General features: G+C 40.1%; 15 protein-coding genes. 3 read left to right on the forward strand and 12 right to left on the reverse strand.

Features of this window, described 5'->3' with window-relative positions:
• The first annotated feature begins 34 nt into the window (after positions 1-34).
• Positions 35-376, forward strand: a complete 342-nt coding sequence (locus C9J41_RS13950; protein WP_107260040.1) for a hypothetical protein — start codon at positions 35-37, stop codon at positions 374-376.
• Between the two features lie 61 nt (positions 377-437).
• On the opposite strand, the gene C9J41_RS13955 is transcribed toward C9J41_RS13950, so the two are convergent.
• Complete coding sequence (locus C9J41_RS13955) at positions 438-1,340, reverse strand: TIGR01777 family oxidoreductase (RefSeq protein ID WP_107292383.1); 903 nt, start codon at positions 1,338-1,340, stop codon at positions 438-440.
• 269 nt (positions 1,341-1,609) lie between these two features.
• Here C9J41_RS13955 and yfcE point away from each other — a divergent pair, with 269 nt between their 5' ends.
• Positions 1,610-2,155 carry a phosphodiesterase gene (gene yfcE / locus C9J41_RS13960; RefSeq protein WP_107205998.1) on the forward strand — a complete coding sequence of 182 codons (546 nt, stop codon included), beginning with the start codon at positions 1,610-1,612 and terminating at the stop codon, positions 2,153-2,155.
• A gap of 381 nt (positions 2,156-2,536) precedes the next feature.
• On the opposite strand, the gene C9J41_RS13965 is transcribed toward yfcE, so the two are convergent.
• From C9J41_RS13965 to C9J41_RS13980, 4 genes are all read right to left on the reverse strand, one after another.
• Positions 2,537-2,824, reverse strand: a complete 288-nt coding sequence (locus tag C9J41_RS13965; RefSeq protein ID WP_107205999.1) for a SelT/SelW/SelH family protein — start codon at positions 2,822-2,824, stop codon at positions 2,537-2,539.
• A gap of 24 nt (positions 2,825-2,848) precedes the next feature.
• Positions 2,849-3,613, reverse strand: a complete 765-nt coding sequence (locus tag C9J41_RS13970; protein ID WP_107206000.1) for a sulfite exporter TauE/SafE family protein — start codon at positions 3,611-3,613, stop codon at positions 2,849-2,851.
• A 154-nt stretch (positions 3,614-3,767) separates the two neighbouring features.
• Positions 3,768-5,915: a phosphate acetyltransferase gene (pta, locus tag C9J41_RS13975; protein WP_199187094.1), complete on the reverse strand. Its 2,148-nt coding sequence runs from the start codon at positions 5,913-5,915 to the stop codon at positions 3,768-3,770.
• Between the two features lie 156 nt (positions 5,916-6,071).
• Positions 6,072-7,268, reverse strand: a complete 1,197-nt coding sequence (locus C9J41_RS13980; protein WP_105059633.1) for an acetate kinase — start codon at positions 7,266-7,268, stop codon at positions 6,072-6,074.
• Between the two features lie 335 nt (positions 7,269-7,603).
• Between C9J41_RS13980 and yfbV the strand changes: the two genes are divergently transcribed.
• Positions 7,604-8,053 (forward strand): terminus macrodomain insulation protein YfbV, encoded by a 450-nt coding sequence (gene yfbV / locus C9J41_RS13985; RefSeq protein WP_158259290.1) that lies wholly within the window; start codon positions 7,604-7,606, stop codon positions 8,051-8,053.
• A gap of 430 nt (positions 8,054-8,483) precedes the next feature.
• Here the strand turns inward: yfbV and C9J41_RS13990 are convergent, their stop codons facing one another.
• The 7 genes from C9J41_RS13990 to C9J41_RS14020 form a co-directional block, all read right to left on the reverse strand.
• Complete coding sequence (locus tag C9J41_RS13990; protein WP_105059635.1) at positions 8,484-8,792, reverse strand: DUF6172 family protein; 309 nt, start codon at positions 8,790-8,792, stop codon at positions 8,484-8,486.
• Between the two features lie 442 nt (positions 8,793-9,234).
• The gene (locus C9J41_RS13995; RefSeq protein ID WP_107287711.1) at positions 9,235-10,197 is read right to left on the reverse strand and encodes a ChaN family lipoprotein; all 963 of its coding nucleotides are present in this window, start codon (positions 10,195-10,197) and stop codon (positions 9,235-9,237) included.
• A gap of 124 nt (positions 10,198-10,321) precedes the next feature.
• Positions 10,322-11,152: a 23S rRNA (guanine(745)-N(1))-methyltransferase gene (gene rlmA / locus C9J41_RS14000; RefSeq protein WP_107294706.1), complete on the reverse strand. Its 831-nt coding sequence runs from the start codon at positions 11,150-11,152 to the stop codon at positions 10,322-10,324.
• Positions 11,153-11,290: 138 nt separating this feature from the next.
• On the reverse strand, positions 11,291-12,565 hold the full coding sequence (locus C9J41_RS14005) for a sigma-54 dependent transcriptional regulator (RefSeq protein ID WP_107206006.1): 1,275 nt from the start codon (positions 12,563-12,565) through the stop codon (positions 11,291-11,293).
• Positions 12,555-14,939: an ATP-binding protein gene (locus C9J41_RS14010; protein ID WP_107206007.1), complete on the reverse strand. Its 2,385-nt coding sequence runs from the start codon at positions 14,937-14,939 to the stop codon at positions 12,555-12,557. The genes C9J41_RS14005 and C9J41_RS14010 overlap by 11 nt, the downstream gene beginning before the upstream one ends.
• Entirely contained in the window at positions 14,936-16,186 is a 1,251-nt protein-coding gene (locus C9J41_RS14015) for an ABC transporter substrate-binding protein (RefSeq protein ID WP_107206008.1), read from the reverse strand. Before C9J41_RS14015 ends, C9J41_RS14010 begins: the two co-directional genes overlap by 4 nt.
• 245 nt (positions 16,187-16,431) lie before the next feature.
• Entirely contained in the window at positions 16,432-16,938 is a 507-nt protein-coding gene (locus C9J41_RS14020) for a YfbU family protein (protein ID WP_107206009.1), read from the reverse strand.
• Between the last annotated feature and the right edge of the window lie 181 nt (positions 16,939-17,119).

Consider the following 17,119-nt stretch of genomic DNA (forward strand, 5'->3'; position numbering starts at 1 on the left):
AACAACTTGGTATGTAATGATTAAGAGGTAATGAATGTCAATCGATAGCACTGGTCCAATAACTACTCATATCAAGTATCAAGATATGGATAATGAACAACTTTATCATTTTGCAGCTTCTAATTTTAAAGATGGAACACCAAAACTGGCATTATTAGAAATAGAAAGACGAAGAAGAATTGAAGATAAAGAACACAATAAAAAAATGTTGAAGTTGACTATTATTGGGACCGTTTTTGCTTCTTTAATTGGGGCTGCAGCTGGTCTAAGTGGGAATTTTTTTATAAATCAAAGTGAGCTAACAAAAGCTAAATATGAACTTGAACAAAAAAATAAAATGATAAAACTTTTAGAAAGTAAATCTTCAACGCTATAAGTATATAAGCTTTTGACTATGATAATTACCAAACAGGGCTCTTCAGCCCTGTTTGTTTCTCTCAATCACATAACGTCTGCTTTAACGCTTGCTCAATACAAGGGAAGCTAAAGTTAAACCCTTCTTGCTGTAACCTATTCGGTAGCGCACGTTGGCTATCAAGCAATAGTTGTGCTGATTCTCCAAGCCCTAGTTTTAGAACCCAAGCAGGGGTAAATAAAATGTGTGGACGCTTTAGAGTTGCGGCTAAGGTTTGGCTAAACACTTTATTCGTCACCGGTGTTGGTGCAGTAAAGTTAAATGCGCCATGGGCTTCTGGGTGATTAAGTAAAAAGATGATGCCTTTGATCATGTCTTGTATATGGATCCAAGGAAAGTATTGTTTACCATCACCCATTTTTCCGCCTAATCCTAGTTGATAAGGCAGTAACATGCGCGCCAATGCACCGCCTTGTTTGCCAAGTACGATACCTGTGCGGATCAAGCACACACGGGTTTGTTCTGATTGGGCTTCAAGAGCAATTTGCTCCCAGCGGTAACAGACGTTCTGGGCAAAGTCGTTATCGTTAATATCAAGCGGGATGGATTCATCAATGGTTTTATCTTGGTTATCACCATAAATGCCCACCGCAGAACCACTAAGAAAAGTATGCGGAGGATGACGACTGGCTTTAATTTTATCAACGAGTTGCTGGGTAATATCCCAACGACTTTGACAGATTTTCTCTTTTTGTTTGTCACTCCAACGCTTATTGATGATCGGCTCACCCGCAAGGTTGATAACAGCATCAAATTGGTCGAAATTGTCGAAGCTATCTAGGCTATCAACGGCGAGGATATGATGACCGAGTTGATTGTAAGCACGAGTCGGGTTACGTGTAAGTATGGTGACGTGATCATGATTGAAATGAGGAATCAGTGCTCGTCCGATAAAACCTGTTGCGCCTGTCATTAAAATATTCATGTCGTTATTCCATTATCAGTCATCATCTAAGCTTTGATGTGTTGCTTATTTCTATTATATATCAGCATTCTATATCAGTTAAATTATCAGTATAACGAGAGACTTAAAATCCATTATCTTAATATTGTGACGTAAGAGAATTATCACGAATATTATGCACGCATAAGCATTTGGTTGCATTTCGTGGTGAGATATCAGTACCGCTAACATGGAAATTTGATAAGACTACGAGTAGACTTCGAATCTGGATTAATGACTGGTTTTTGATTATGAAATTATTTTTTGCCTCTGATATTCATGGCTCTTTAGCGAGTGCTGAAAAGATGATTGCTGCTTTTGAACAAAGTGGTGCAGAGCACTTAATTCTGTTGGGTGATATTTTAAATCATGGCCCGCGTAATCCATTACCTGAAGGGTACAATCCTATCAAGGTATCTGAGCTGTTAAATCGCTATGGCGAACGTATTACGGCGGTACGCGGTAACTGCGACAGCGAAGTCGACCAAATGCTACTTGAGTTCCCTATTATGGCAGATTACAACCTTGTGTTATTGCCAACAGGACAGCGTCTTTTTTTAACGCATGGTCACGTGTATAACGCCAATAAACATCCTCGTTTACGTGCTGGTGATGTGATTGTATCGGGACATACTCATATTCCTGTTGCAGAAGCAAAAGATGAGCTATTTGTGTTTAACCCAGGCTCTGTCGCTATTCCTCGTAATGGGTTACCTGCAAGTTATGGTTTATTAGATGGCAACCAGCTATCTGTGATCAGCTTTGACGGTGAAGTACTGGTACACACCCAGATCTAATTTTTAATTGATAAAAGTAACGCCCTGAATGCAGCTCTCTGGTTTTAAGCGCAAAGCCACTTAATAGAGAAAGCACATTCAGGGCGTTATTGTATTTAGAACTATACCCAAGCGACTTCAAGATGCCTGATTCAGAGCGATGTCACTGAGTTGAATTCAAGGAAGGCAACGAAGCGGAATAGTGAGCTCTTTCCAAGTTGTCTGACGCAAGAAGTCGGCTCAGTGACACGCTCCCAAAGGGCGAGCGTCCTTAGCTCTCAGACTTTGTTAACGATTCTCAATGTAGAACCACTATATCTACGAATCGTTGCCGCGCCTGAGAACTAAGGTCGTCTCGCTGAACACTGCATCTTGAGGTTGCTTGGGTATAGGTATTATCGCTTATGGCTTACTATGGCGATCTACATGGCCTAAATCGCGTTCTGGGTCGATAACATCACGAATACGTTGCTTTAGCTGTTTCGCATCAGGAAAGCCACCATCGGCTTTACGTTCCCAAATAAGCTGACCATTACAATGAACTTCAAAACGACCACCTGTGTCTGGGTGAAGGCTGATGGTTTGGATTTCTTCACTGAAGGTATGCAGTAGCTCTTGGGTCATCCATGTAGAGCGTAGCATCCAATTGCATTGACGGCAGTAGTAGATATCAATGATCGCTTTATCCATGAAATACTCCTTAAATAACGTGGACTAGAAAGCTGAGAAAAGTAACTTAAAGCCAATAATAAAAGTCAGGGCTTCAAAGCAACGTTTAATGAGTTGATTACTTTTTTGATGAGCAAGATGAGCGCCTAAATAACCACCCAGTAATGAACCGAGTAATAATACGGGGATCCAAGGCCAGTAAATCGGTGCGCCTGCTTGGTAAATTGCGATAGCGCCAATTCCATTCCAAAATAGCCCAACGCTCACCAAGGTTAGTGCTACCGCTTGTTTGTAGTTAAAGCCAAACCAACGGATTAAAAATAAGGTAACAAATAGCCCTGTTCCGGCGGTAAGTGAGCCATTTAATACCCCAATAATGGCTAGACCAAGCCCACCAATGATCATCCCTTTTATGTCGCGATGAATAGCGTTTTCGTTTTGTCCTAGCTCTTTTTTCATCAGTGAATAAATACCAAGACTGAGTATTAACATACCGAGTGCAGCTTCAGCGATATTTTCAGGAAAAGAGAGGATCAGGTTTGCGCCAATAATCACACCTATTGCGCCTGTAAGGATCACATAGAGTGTAAATTTCAACGACAGTGTGCCTTGACGTAAATGTTTAATGGCTGCACCAACACCTAATGCCACACTTGCTACTTTGTGGGTCGCAAGGGCGATACTAAAGGGTAAGCCAAGAAAGATAAGTAGAGGAAATTGAATTAAGCCTGCGCCGCCACCAGAGAGTGATGCGAGGGTATTGGAGATCAGTGAGCCAATAAATAGCCCGAGAGAGTTGAGAAAATCCATGCTAACAGGTTGTCCTTAACCGTTAATTAGCTTGCCAGCATAAAGGGTTAAAACACCTTATTCCAGTAATAAAAAACGCCCCAATACACATTTCAATAAAAATTGAAGACATGTATTGGAGCGTTTTATCAGTCGATTAAATAAGTATTAAAACTTACTTAGCTGAAGCTTGTTCTGCCTGAATCGCAGTTAGTGCAACTGTGTAAACGATATCGTCTACTAGTGCGCCACGAGAAAGGTCGTTAACTGGCTTACGCATGCCCTGAAGCATTGGACCGATAGATACTAGATCTGCTGAACGCTGTACCGCTTTGTATGTTGTGTTACCAGTGTTTAGGTCTGGGAATACAAATACAGTTGCTTTACCTGCTACTGGAGAGTTAGGTGCTTTAGAAGCAGCTACGTTTTCCATGATTGCAGCATCGTACTGAAGAGGACCATCGATCACTAGATCTGGACGTTTCTCTTGAGCGATCTTCGTTGCTTCACGTACTTTATCTACGTCTGCACCCTTACCAGATTCACCAGTAGAGTAAGAGATCATAGCAACACGCGGGTCGATACCAAATGCTTTTGCAGAATCTGCAGATTGGATAGCGATTTCAGCTAGTTGCTCAGCTGTTGGATCTGGGTTGATCGCACAGTCACCGTAAACCAATACTTGGTCTGGTAGTAGCATGAAGAATACAGAAGATACGATAGATGCATCTGGTGCAGTCTTGATGATTTGGAACGGAGGAACGATAGTGTTTGCTGTTGTGTGAACAGCACCAGACACTAGACCGTCAACTTCGTTGTTCTCAAGCATCATTGTGCCTAGGAATACTGAATCTTGTAGCTTCTCACGAGCAACAACGTCAGTCATACCTTTCGCGCCACGTAACTCAACTAAACGAGCCACGTAGTTTTCACGTACTTCGTCAGAGTTGATGATAGTTACGCCAGCACCAAGAACGACGCCTTGTTGCTCAGCAACGCGACGGATTTCATCTGGGTTACCTAGAAGCACACATTCCGCGATACCGCGCTCAGCACAGATAGCCGCAGCTTTAACTGTACGTGGCTCGTCACCTTCAGGAAGAACGATACGCTTAGCCGCTTTACGAGCTAGCTCAGTTAGCTGGTAACGGAATGCTGGTGGGCTTAGGCGACGCTCACGGTTTGAACCTTCAGTTAGAGACTCAATCCAGTTACCGTCGATGTGGCTTGCCATGTACTCGTTAACTAGCTCTACACGCTCTTTATCGTCTGCAGGTACTTCTAGTGTGAAGCTCTGTAGATTTAGAGAAGTCTGCCAAGTGTTACCTTGAGCAGTCATGACTGGAAGACCAGTCGCGAATGCGCGCTCACATAGATCCATAACAGGTTTTGGTAGTTCGTAACCACCTGTTAGAAGTAGTGCACCTAGCTCTACACCGTTCATTGCTGCAAGACATGCTGCAACGATTACGTCTGGACGGTCAGCTGAAGTGACGAGTAGTGAACCTGGACGGAAGTGCTCAACCATATTAGGGATAGAGCGTGCACAGAAAGTGATGCTCTTAATACGACGAGTTTCGATGTCACCTGCATTGATAATTTCAGCATTTAGGTGCTGAGCAATATCAGTTGCACGTGTAGCGATAAGCTCTGCGCTCCAAGGTGCACAACCTAGTACACGAATTGGGCTTGAGTTGAACACTTGCATGATTTCAACATTTGAAGGAACAGTACCTTCTACGTCATCAAAGATCTCAGAAAGATCTGGACGCGTACGGCCTTCAGCATCAACTGGTGCGTTAAGTTTGTTAACGATAACACCAGAGATTTGCTTGTTCTTGATACCACCGAAGTTAGAACATGCTACTTCAATACGCTCTTTAAGTTGAGCTGGGTTATCAGTACCTGGAGATACAACGAACACGATTTCAGCATCTAGCGTTTTTGCAATTTCAAAGTTGATTTGGTTTGCAAAAGGGTGCTTACGAGTAGCAACTAGACCTTCGATTAGCGTTACGTCAGCATCTGCTGTTGCCGCTTTAAAGCGTGCAACAATGTCTTCTAGAAGAACATCAGTTTTGTCGTTACGGATCAATTCTTCAGCGCTTGCCATTGAGAATGACTCAGCAATTTTCATATCGCTGTTAGCACTAATAATTGTTGTTGTTAGATCTGGCTGATCGCCACCTTTACGCGGTTGCGCAATAGGCTTAAAGAAAGAAACGCGAACGCCTTTGCGTTCCATTGCACGAAGTACACCAAGGCTAACACTTGTTAGACCAACGCCAGCGCCAACTGGAACAAGCATAATAGTACGGGACACTATGAATTCCTCAAACTATTGAATGATAAAGCACTGTTCAATAACAATTCATTTTAATTAGTAGAATAACTATAGAACAATACCACATGAGAACATGACGGGATGTCATGAAGAAACGGCTGACTTATAAAGCCAGCCGTTAAGATAATCGTTAGATTAGATTTCAGCTAGAAGCGCTGTATCTTCTGCGATTACTAACTCTTCGTTAGTAGAAACAACCATTGCAGGGATGCGGCTGTTTGCAGAAGTGATAACACCTTCGTTACCGAAGCGTGCTTTAAGGTTTGCTTCGCTGTCTACTTCGATACCGAAGATAGATAGACGCTTAAGTACTTCTTCACGGATAGGAGCAGAGTTCTCACCGATGCCGCCTGTGAATACGATAGCGTCTAGACGACCATCCATGTTTGCAGCGTAGCTAGCTACGTACTTAGCAAGACGGTGACAGAATGCGTTCATTGCACGCGTTGCTTCTTCTTTAACGCCGTAGTTTTCTTCAACGAAACGACAGTCAGAAGTCACACCAGTTAGACCTAGTAGGCCAGACTCTTTAGTGAACATTGTGTTGATTTCAGCAACGCTCATGCCTAGACGATCGTGTAGGTGGAACATAACTGCTGGGTCAAGGTCACCACAACGTGTACCCATTACTAGACCTTCAAGAGGAGTTAGACCCATAGAGATATCTACAGATTTACCGCCTTTGATAGCACATACAGATGCACCGTTACCTAGGTGACAGTTGATGATGTTTAGCTCATCAAGAGGCTTGTCTAGAAGTTTCGCTGTTTCACGAGCGATGAAACGGTGAGAAGTACCGTGTGCGCCGTAGCGACGGATACCGTTTTCTTTGTATAGGTTGTAAGGGATAGCGTATAGGAATGCTTCTTCAGGCATAGTCTGGTGGAAAGCCGTGTCGAATACCGCTACGTTCTTAAGATCAGCGAAGTTGTGTTTAGCAGCTTCGATACCAACAACGTGTGCAGGGTTGTGTAGTGGTGCGAAATCAGACGCATCTACGATACCTTGAAGAACAACATCGTCGATTAGAGCTGAAGCAGAGAACTGCTCGCCACCGTGTACGATACGGTGACCGATAGCGCCTAGGTTCTCTTTAAGCTCAGGCTTAGAAGCAAGGATAGTATCAACCATGAATGCTAGAGCTTCTTCGTGAGCCGCGCCTTCACCTAGTTGTGCTTCGTGCTTGCCATCAAGTTTCCACTTGATGCGTGCTTCAGGAAGACCTAGACATTCTGCTAGACCTGAAAGGTGTTCGTCACCTGATACAGGATCGATGATTGCGAACTTAAGAGATGAACTACCGCAGTTTAGAACTAAAACCAGCTTAGACATGAGAGTGACTACCTATAATCTGTCTGAAAGTTGATATTCATTTTTGAATAAAAAAGTACCCATAGAATAGACGATGATATATTTATCGGTCTAGTCAGGGTGAAATTCGTGCTCATTCTTGAGTATTTGAATTGAGTTACCTGCAATTCTGGTTCATCCTTGAGGGTGCCTAACTTGCAGTTAATACCATTAACAGCAACAATTACCTTTAGGCGTGCTTAGGATAGCGATTGTTAAGCAATATAACAAAAACATTTTTAGATAAATTTAATTTTAATCAAGTTTATTGCTTAAAAATTTTAAAGATTATATTTTTTTTTGATAAATGGTGCTTTATGACTCAACAAACAAAGTGGAAGTATTTCCAAGACGGTCAGCATTACATGAGCACATGGCCAATGCGTAAAGAGCTGGCTGCTGTTTTTCCTGAACATCGCTATATCAAAGCAACAAAGTTTGCCACTAAGGTGATGCCGGCCGTCGCTGCTATTAGTATTTTGACCCAAATGGTATTTCATAATTATGCAGGCATGCCGCAAGCTGTTGCCATTGCGTTATTGGCGTTATCGATGCCATTACAAGGTTTATGGTGGCTAGGTAAACGTAGCCAAACCGTACTCCCACCATCACTGGCGAAATGGTACAGCGAGATCTACCAGAAAATTGTCAGTGAAGGTTATGCGATGCAACCGAAAAAATCACAACCTCGCTACCAAGAACTTGCTGATGTACTCAGCCGCGCATTTAAGCAATTAGACCGTAGTGCATTAGAACGCTGGTTCTAATCAGAGATATTTAACGTACAAAAGCAGCCTAATGAGCTGCTTTTTTTTCGTTAAATATTTTACCGTTCGTTTTCTAAATATTTTGCCACTATTTAGCGTGAGCTCTCATCTTATATACCGAGGCCGCTTTTCTATGCGTATTACTTTTGTATTTACAGCGACTGTTAACAAAGACCGATATATTTATTTATCTTAATCTATGGGGATGAAATACAACGTTTAAATATGTGCTGTTTGAGTTTTATCTTATTTAACCTTTTGAATTTAAATGCTTTTTATTGTTGTGATATTGGTTTCTATCGTTTTTTAAATATATTTTAAATAAAAGGTTATTTAAATTTTATGCTATTTAATGTTTGTTATTTTTATAAAAAAGAGCCACCGTAGTGACTCTTTTATCGTAAAGAATATAACCTAAAACGTGATGTGATTATTCTTCGTCGAAATCAAAATCTGGACGTTGTGCGCGTGTTGCAGGCTTTGCCAAGATTTCTAAGTATAATGATGGTAGTTCTAACTTTTCAGCTTCATCGATGTACTTGTTGATTTCTTTTACATGAATAACTTTGGCTTCTTGCTCGGTATGACCAAACTTACAATCAAAATCCCAAAAGTCAGCGCCAGCAGGAAGTGCTTTGTTGCGCTCACGACGTAGGTATTTCTTAACTTCAAACTTCACTGCTTCAACAACGCGAGGAACAGCTTTTTTAGGGTGGGTTAAAGCAAATGTTTTTTTCATGGTTTTCCTAGTTTTCTTTGGCTCAAAATTGGGAGAGCTGTATTTTTTCTATTTTACTTTAATTTGGGATGGGTAGCGATGGCAGAGATAAGATTTCATGTGTTTTTCGTTCGGGGAAAGAAAGTGAAATGTGGTCTTAAAAAGTTTTCTCAAAAAAAATAACGAAAAAGTGCAACTAAATATCTACATAGCTGTCATAAAAAATACATAGAGGATTATTAGTATCTACACTGTTTTTCGCTATGGATGTTAATGAAAGTTATGTTGCCATTTACCTATTAAATGGGCGGAATGGATATGCTGTTCAGGTATTAGAAAGGTTGCTATGGCATTATAATATGGCTACTAAGAGATATAGCTGTTATCTCCCTTAAGAACCCCAACTGCTTGGCCGCCGATGGGGTTCTGCTCTATCTGGGCTATGGTAATTTACTGCTTTAAGTTATTTATAACACTTCAAATCCTTGTTTCTTTTCATCATATCCATCATTGCTTTGTTCTGTTTTTCTTTTTGTACGTAACGAACAGGAAGCGATGCCATAGTAACCTTATAATCTAGAGCATTATCAGAGAGTAGTTCTGAAGCTGTTATTGGGGTGACAAGTGCGACTTTTAAATTGGGATTACGCGCTTTAATGCGAGAAGCCGTACCCAGTCCTTCCATGGTATGAAAACGACCTGCGACATGAATGATTTGTTTATTTGGATGCGTGTTCAAATACGTGACCATACTTTCTGCCATAGTATCGTCCCACGCGGTTTGTGCGGCAAACATACGTAGGTTTTGCTCTTCATTGCCGTGATGCATTGAATTTAAAAATTTGGTTTGATATGCATCTTTATTAAGAGTCAATGAGTGTGCAATCCATGAGCGCTCTGATGGTGGCAGTTTATTTAAGTACTCAGGCCCATTTTTACTAATACAGCGTACAATACTTTTTGGCGCATTAGCGGCAATCACGTCTAAGTTATTCTGCTTGGCAAATTCAACCAGCGGACGGTAATCACTGTCGTAGTTTGGCCACGCATTACCTTCCGATACCAATGTTCGTTCACCAATCTTACCTGCAAGATATTGATCAACAACAGCTTGTTTATCTCGGGTGAATTGCTCCATTGATAAGGTTAATTGTGGATTTTGTTGGTATAACGCAGCGAATAATTGGCTTTGTAATAGGTGAGCTGCAGGATGGCTATGCCACTCACCAACTAAGATAATATCAGCATTCTTTAGCTCTGTTGCTAATTGATCGACTGTTAAGGTCTTTCCATTTGGTGATGTAATGCTGTAGTCGTATAGCGTGGTTAGGTTTGCTGAAGACGAAGATGTTATATCGGAGGTGTTAGATGCACAACCTGTTAAAAGTGTGGCAAAGCTAAAACTCAAAGCGAGCCATTTATTCATTATTGATATCCCTGAAAGTGAGCTTATTGATTAAAAATAAGCAAAATTCACAACAATAATAAATAATATAGTTAATACGAGTTATTATCAATTGCGTATGGTAATAACTCGCATTAATACAGTGTTACTGGCGGCGATATACGCGGATTGCGAAATCTGCCTCACAATGGAAATTATTGGCGTTAGCTAATTGCTGCCATACTTGCTCTGATGTTTTCCAAGCAAACGGCGTCATTTGCATCAATGCCGTGGCTTCCTCACCGCTTAATGTCATGTCGTAGTGTAGTTGCTCATCGGCAACCAGCTCAAAGCCAGGAATCGTTTCAACGGGGACATCATGAAGGCGTACACCATCATAAATTAATTCTTTTAATTGATATAAGTGGCGTGGTGCAGGGGTCACAGCCACTAAAATTCCACCGGGTTTGATGGCGCGTTCTAACTCTTCACCTTTACATGGCGCATAAATACGGACTACACCATCAAATAATTGATCGGCAAAGGGTAAACGGTGACTTGATGCAACACAGAAATCACATTCAGGGTAACGCTTAGCGGCGTATTTCACTGCAACTTTTGAAATGTCTAAACCATGGACGGAAAGTGCAGGAAATTGTTGGCGTAGTTTTACAAATTCAGAGGTGTAGTAGCCTTCACCACAACCAATATCAAGTAGTTCAGTCGCACCATCAGGGAGAAGTGATGCAAGTTGTGCAATGACGGCATCACGCAGTGGTTGATAATGTTCTGTATTGAGAAATAGGCGACGAGCTTGCATCATCTCTTTATTGTCACCAGGATTTTTCGAGCTTTTATGGTGAGCAGGCATGAGATTCACATAGCCTTCTTTTGCCAAATCAAATTGGTGATTATTACAACAACGGTAGGTTTTAGGTTGTTCGCTATGAGCGTCAAGAAGAAGCGACTCATGGCATAGAGGACATTGATAGGACATAAGAGTAAACCAAAGCGGAAAAACAGCCGCTAAGTGTAATGCTTATTGTGGGTTGTCGCTAACGTATTTTTGTTCTGATAGTAAAAAGCCTTCGCGAGAGAAGGCTTCTATTCAAGGAGTATTGATGAGCAGACCTGCTTAATGGCTTGGTCTTACTTTATATTCGGCTTTATCAAGTCCATGCTTTTTCATTCTTAGATAAAGCTTTTTACGTGGGATTTGCAAATATGATGATACTTCATTAATACGTCCTGCAAACAGGTATAGCGCATCTTCAATGACTTGTTTTTCATAGCCATCAACTAAATCATCCAGTGGGCTACTCATTTGCTCAAGGGGTTTAGAACGCTCTTGTCCGGCTAATTTCACAATGCCAATGGCATATAACTCTGCAACGTTTTTAAGCTCTAAGACATTCCCTGGCCACTCATAGCGACAGAGTGTGTTGATGTAGGCTTTATCAATAGCAGGTAATGCTTTATTAAGTTTTTTACAACTCTGTTTTAAGTAGTGTTTAAAAATAAAGGTAATATCGCTACTACGTTGACGCAGTGTCGGCAGACTAAAACGTACTTGGCTTAAAAAATAAAATAGTTCAGGTAAAAACTGCTCACTTTCCACCGATGGTTCAGGTGAGCCTGTGAATAGAGCAAGTAAACGCACTTCTTTTTTACCTTGTCGCTCTTGTTCTAATAAGAAACGACATAACCATTGCTGGCTTTCGATTGGCATAATGTGTGGATTACTTAAACACAAACACCCGCTGCGAGCTGAAATCATGCTACGTTGAAGATCGGGGGTACAAGTAATACTTGAGCCATCAACCTCGATAAACGGGCCTTGATGAAGTGGACTATTCTTATGCAGAATTTTAGCAACGGTATGACGCCCCGTGCCGTTTTCACCTTCAATTAAGGCATCCTTGGTTGAATTAACAACCAGTTTTAATTGTTCGCGTATTTTTACAATCAATGGACTCTCACCGAGAAGTAACTCGGTGGCGGTATTATGCAATGTTTTACGCTGTTCAATGATCTTTTTACGCTGAGGTAGATGCTTTTCTAATAGTTTTATCAGTTCGTTAGGCTGTAATGGCTTTTGTAAAAAATCAATCGCCCCTTTTTTAAGTGCGTCAACAGCCATTGGAATATCACCATGACCCGTTACGATAATGACAGGAATTTCGTTATCAAAATCTTGAACTTTTTCTAATAGTTCCATGCCATCTAAACCGGGCATGTACATATCTGTTACAATCACTCCAGACCAATTATGACTTAACATATTAATTACTTTGGTTGAGTCTTGAACAGTTGCTACATTGTAGCCTGACAACTCTAATAACTCTTGGTAGGCATCTAATACATCTTGATCGTCATCGACAATCAGTACATTTATTTCATCACTCATCATCTTTTTTTAACTCCAAAACAATCATCGCTCCACCTGTGAGACCAGAAGCGAGGAAGATGTTACCTTTTAACCTTGTCATAATTGAACCACAGATGCTTAATCCTAGACCAAGACCAACATCTTTTGTTGTCGTAAAAGGTATGAATAGTTTCTCAATAATGTCATGACTAAAGCCATTACCGCTATCTAAAACTGCAATCCTGATAGTTTTTTTTGTGCTTTCTAGCTGAAGAATTGTTATTTGGCGCTCTTCACAGCTAGCAACAGCATCACAGCTATTAACCAGTAGGTTTACCAGTACTTGTTCAAGTTGTACCTGATCGGCTTGTACAAAAAGCGGTGTGGTAATGGTGTTTGTTATGGTTGTCTTTTGTACTTTTGCGCGACTTTCAACGATGACGATAGCTTGCTTGATCGAGTCTTGAATATCAACTCGCGTTAACGGATTCGTTGCTGACTGTTTTTTTGCAAAATTACGTAAACTAGTGATCAGTTTACTCATACGCATCACTAAATCATCTATCTTTTCGATATTATCCGGTAATTTTTCATATTTTTTGTTATCAATTGCAAGTTTCGCACTAAATAGACGTGTCGAAATAGCAGAAAGAGGCTGGTTCAACTCATGAGCGAGTGATGTCATGGTTTGACCAACCGTGACCATTTTAGCCGCCTGGATTAATTCATCTTGAGTGGCGATTAAATCCCCTTCGATACGTTTGCGATCTTCTATTTCTGCTTTTAGTTGTTGGTTTCTTAATATCAATGATTGCGTTTTTTCCGTGACCTTACTTTCAAGCCAACGGGTGGTTTTTTCTTGTTCTGTAATATCAGTCATAGTGATTATGACTTTATCCTGATTACCTTGTTTGAATACGCGAAAATCGAGTCTGAGATAGAAGATACTATTTTGATCTGTACTAAAGGTAACCGTGAGTTTATAGGCACCTAGTTGTCTTAATGGGCTTTTTTGATCAAAGAGTTGGATCAGTTTATGAGATACTGAGCTATCAAATAAATCCCATAATGTTTGGTGTTGGCTTATACGATCAAAGTTAAATTGCTTTAGCGCCTGTAAATTGACAGATTCAACTACACCTAGCATGTTACAAGTGATGATGCTCGCTTGAGTATTATTGATTAGGTTAAGGGCGTTGGTGGTTTGAATATCTTGCATTTGCTGACAGAAGTCACGCAGGTTTTCGCCAAGCATGCCTATCTCATCTTCGCCTGTTGTTGCAATTTTTACATTAAGATCGCCTTTTGCAACCGCGTATAAATCTTTACTTAATAAATTTAAGCGATTCACAATACCGTTACCGACAAGGTAAACCGAGAGAAAAATAGTGAGTATGATAGTAATAAAGACAACGCCAAATAACATGGTGTTACTCAGAAAAATAGCGCTATGTGTTTCATCATTTAGTTTTTTAAGAGAGTTATCTGCATGTTCAACCAATGTTTGGATCATTTCTTCTTGCTGATAGAGGCGCTGTTTAATATCCAGCTTAGCTCGGTCTATTTGCAACCCTAAAACGACATCCCGCTTTAGTTGTTGTTCGAGTTGACCACCTGGTTTTAAGATTGTGGTAAATCTCTCTAATAATTGGCGAAATGGAACGGCTGAAGGATAATTACTAATATTCTTACTAATAGCATTAAGCTCGGTAATTTTATGGCCAATAAAATTAAAGGCGTTTTCAATGTCTCTATTTTTGCGTTGTTGAACGATCTCTTCGACTAATTGATGAAGCTCATTTTCTTTAATGGTGATCGATTGAATTAATGAGAATTCATTCATAACGTTGTTAACAACATCAAGTTGAACGGCGTCTTTTTTAATTCCGTGACGGTTCATGTTATTGAGTTTCCACTCAACTTCTTGGCGTAGTGGTGTCAGTTCATCAATAAGATCGTGATGGATCCATTTTAAGCTGTTTTCTGTCTGCTTTAAGGTAAACAAGCCACTATTTCTCTGTTGTAACAGTGTTGTGTAATTATCTATTTGTTTAACAAGCGTTTGTTGACCTGATTTTATTGCGGGGTAATAGTGTAGGTTAGCAATATTATTAATGGCTAAGCTTATATTATCGAGAATATGTGTGATTTTGTTTTTAATGGTTTCATGCTTGAGCGGGTTGGTATTTTGGCCCAAGTTATTCAATGTTGCCTGTAGCTCAGCGGTGTTGCGTTCTAACTGATAACTTGCCTGTAAGGTTGGCATATTGTTATCTGTAATCGTTTCAATTTGTGTGCTGAGTTTTTCCCAGTTGATGACAGCAATAAGGCTGACTGTAATGGTGAGAAATGCCATCAAAATAATCGCCATAATAAGGCGACTACCAATGGTTTTCTTGTTGATATAGCGGATCATTGCAATGCCGGATTCCCGTTAATAATCTTTTGGCTTAATGCGATGGCTTGCTCAAGTTGTGCTGCCATTTTTCCCCGCCATTGCTGTCTAAAATAATCAACTTGCGGGTTATCTCTAAATAGCGGTAACTCATGATATATCTTATTTTTTAAATCATCTACGCCAATCGGTGAGGTAGAAGCTAAGTGTTTCGCATGAAGAAAATCAGCATGTTGTTGTTTTGTTAGTTTATTTGATGAAGCTTCAATCGAATGCAGCAATTGCCATACTTGGTTAAGTTGAGGAAGTTGACTACTAATCGTTTGTTCAAAAAGGTGCTTTACTAAGCCTGAACGTTGCTGAATGACATCGTAATCTAGCGATGCAACATTAAACGTCTTTTTAATAAACTCATCTCGGCCAATATCACCATTATTGGCGAGTTGCCCGTCAATTGTTAATTTGGTTTGGCATTCTTGTGAAAGTAATAAACTCACAAAATCTCTCGAAAATTGTGAATGGTGGCTGTTTTTTACCATGGCTACATAATGGGGTAATAAAGCGCTTTGTGGTTGATAGCTAAAATCAACAAATGAAAATTGTTTTTTATAAGTGTGTGCATATCTATCAACAACCGGCCCTATTCCAATTAAACCGCGAGAGATAGCCTCACTGAGTGAAAACGCACTGGTTTCCACTGACGCTAGGTTTCCTCCAATTTGATAGAGCAATCGCCAACCTTCAACCCAGCCATATTGCTGCAATATATTTTCAATCATTAAATGGGTGGTATCTGAACGATAAGGACTGCTAATACTAATATGACGATAGTAATAAGGTTTTATCAAATCCTTTAATCGGCTAGGAATTGGTAACTTATTCTTATTTAAATAGTTATTGTTCCACAGTAATCCGAATCCTGTGTGGCCGAAGGAAAAAACATTACGTGAAAGTTGCTGAGGCGTTTTTCTAATTGTAGTTTCATGAAGCGGTAATAACTTTTGGCTATTGATTAGAGGCTGGAAGAAGGTTGGTGATGATGAAATGATAATATCAATATCATGGTTGTTCTGTTGCAATAACCGAAGCCCTGATTCTTCACGTCGTACAATGACTCTAACTTCGCTTTCTGGATACTGCTGTTTAAATTGTTTAACGATCGGGTTTAGTACAGATTCTGAAAATGTCGTTAGAACGATTAAATTCTGAGTCGGTTGGGCAAGTACTGGCGTGGCGAAAAAAAAGAGGAAGGAAAAGAAGCGTACCATGTTAATCCGTAATCCCTAGCGTATCTCGACTAAATTTTTATACTTTTAGATAATTAGGAATGTAGCTATACCATTTAGTAACAATTCATGCCTTATATCAATAGCAATTTACGGTATAGTTCACAAAAAAGAGGTGTATATGGTATGTTATGAGCGTTTTATAGCTATTAATCGGGACAAAGGTAAATATATCATGCCATAAAAAAACCGAGCATAGACTCGGTTTTTTAGGGCTGAATGAAAATTTACGCTGTGATTATTTGCTGAATTTCGTTGCAAGATAAATGGTATTGGCGTGGACAGTTGCGCCATACTTTTAGCATACGTTGGTATTTTTCTAGCATTGGGACTTGGCTATTGAAGCGATGTTCTGTTTTCTCAAATTGAGGATATAAACCTTCATCATCAACGAGGAAGCGGACGTAATGCACAAGCTGTGCTTCAGTGGCAGCATCAAAACCAAGGAATTGTAATCGGCGTTGATCAATATCTTTGGCACCATCGCAACGACAATCTTCAAGATTAAACGATTCTTGGAGAGCGTGGTACATCTCCATAAAATCGATAACTTGACGGCAATCATCTTCAGGTAAATCACCAAAGTCTTTATCTAGTTCACGCATTTGTAATGAATAGCCACGTTCAACAATGGTTTGAAGGCGACGGTAATGTGCTGCGTTTTCAGGTGTCAGTTTTGACATCAAGTAGTACTGATTAGATAAAATTAAGCGTTGAGCGTGGGTCATTTCCATTTGAGTTAGCCTCATTAATATTTTATTTTCTGCCATTGAGAGTAGCAGGTTAGGTATAAAATAAATTGATCTGACACCATATGGGCATCTTTTTTTGTTACAGTATATTATTAAAAATGAAAAGCCATATTTATTTTAAGGTCTTTTTTTTTGGTTATTGTCGAGTGATATCGTTAAAGTA

Source organism: Photobacterium sp. GB-50 (assembly GCF_003026755.1).
Lineage (GTDB): Bacteria > Pseudomonadota > Gammaproteobacteria > Enterobacterales > Vibrionaceae > Photobacterium.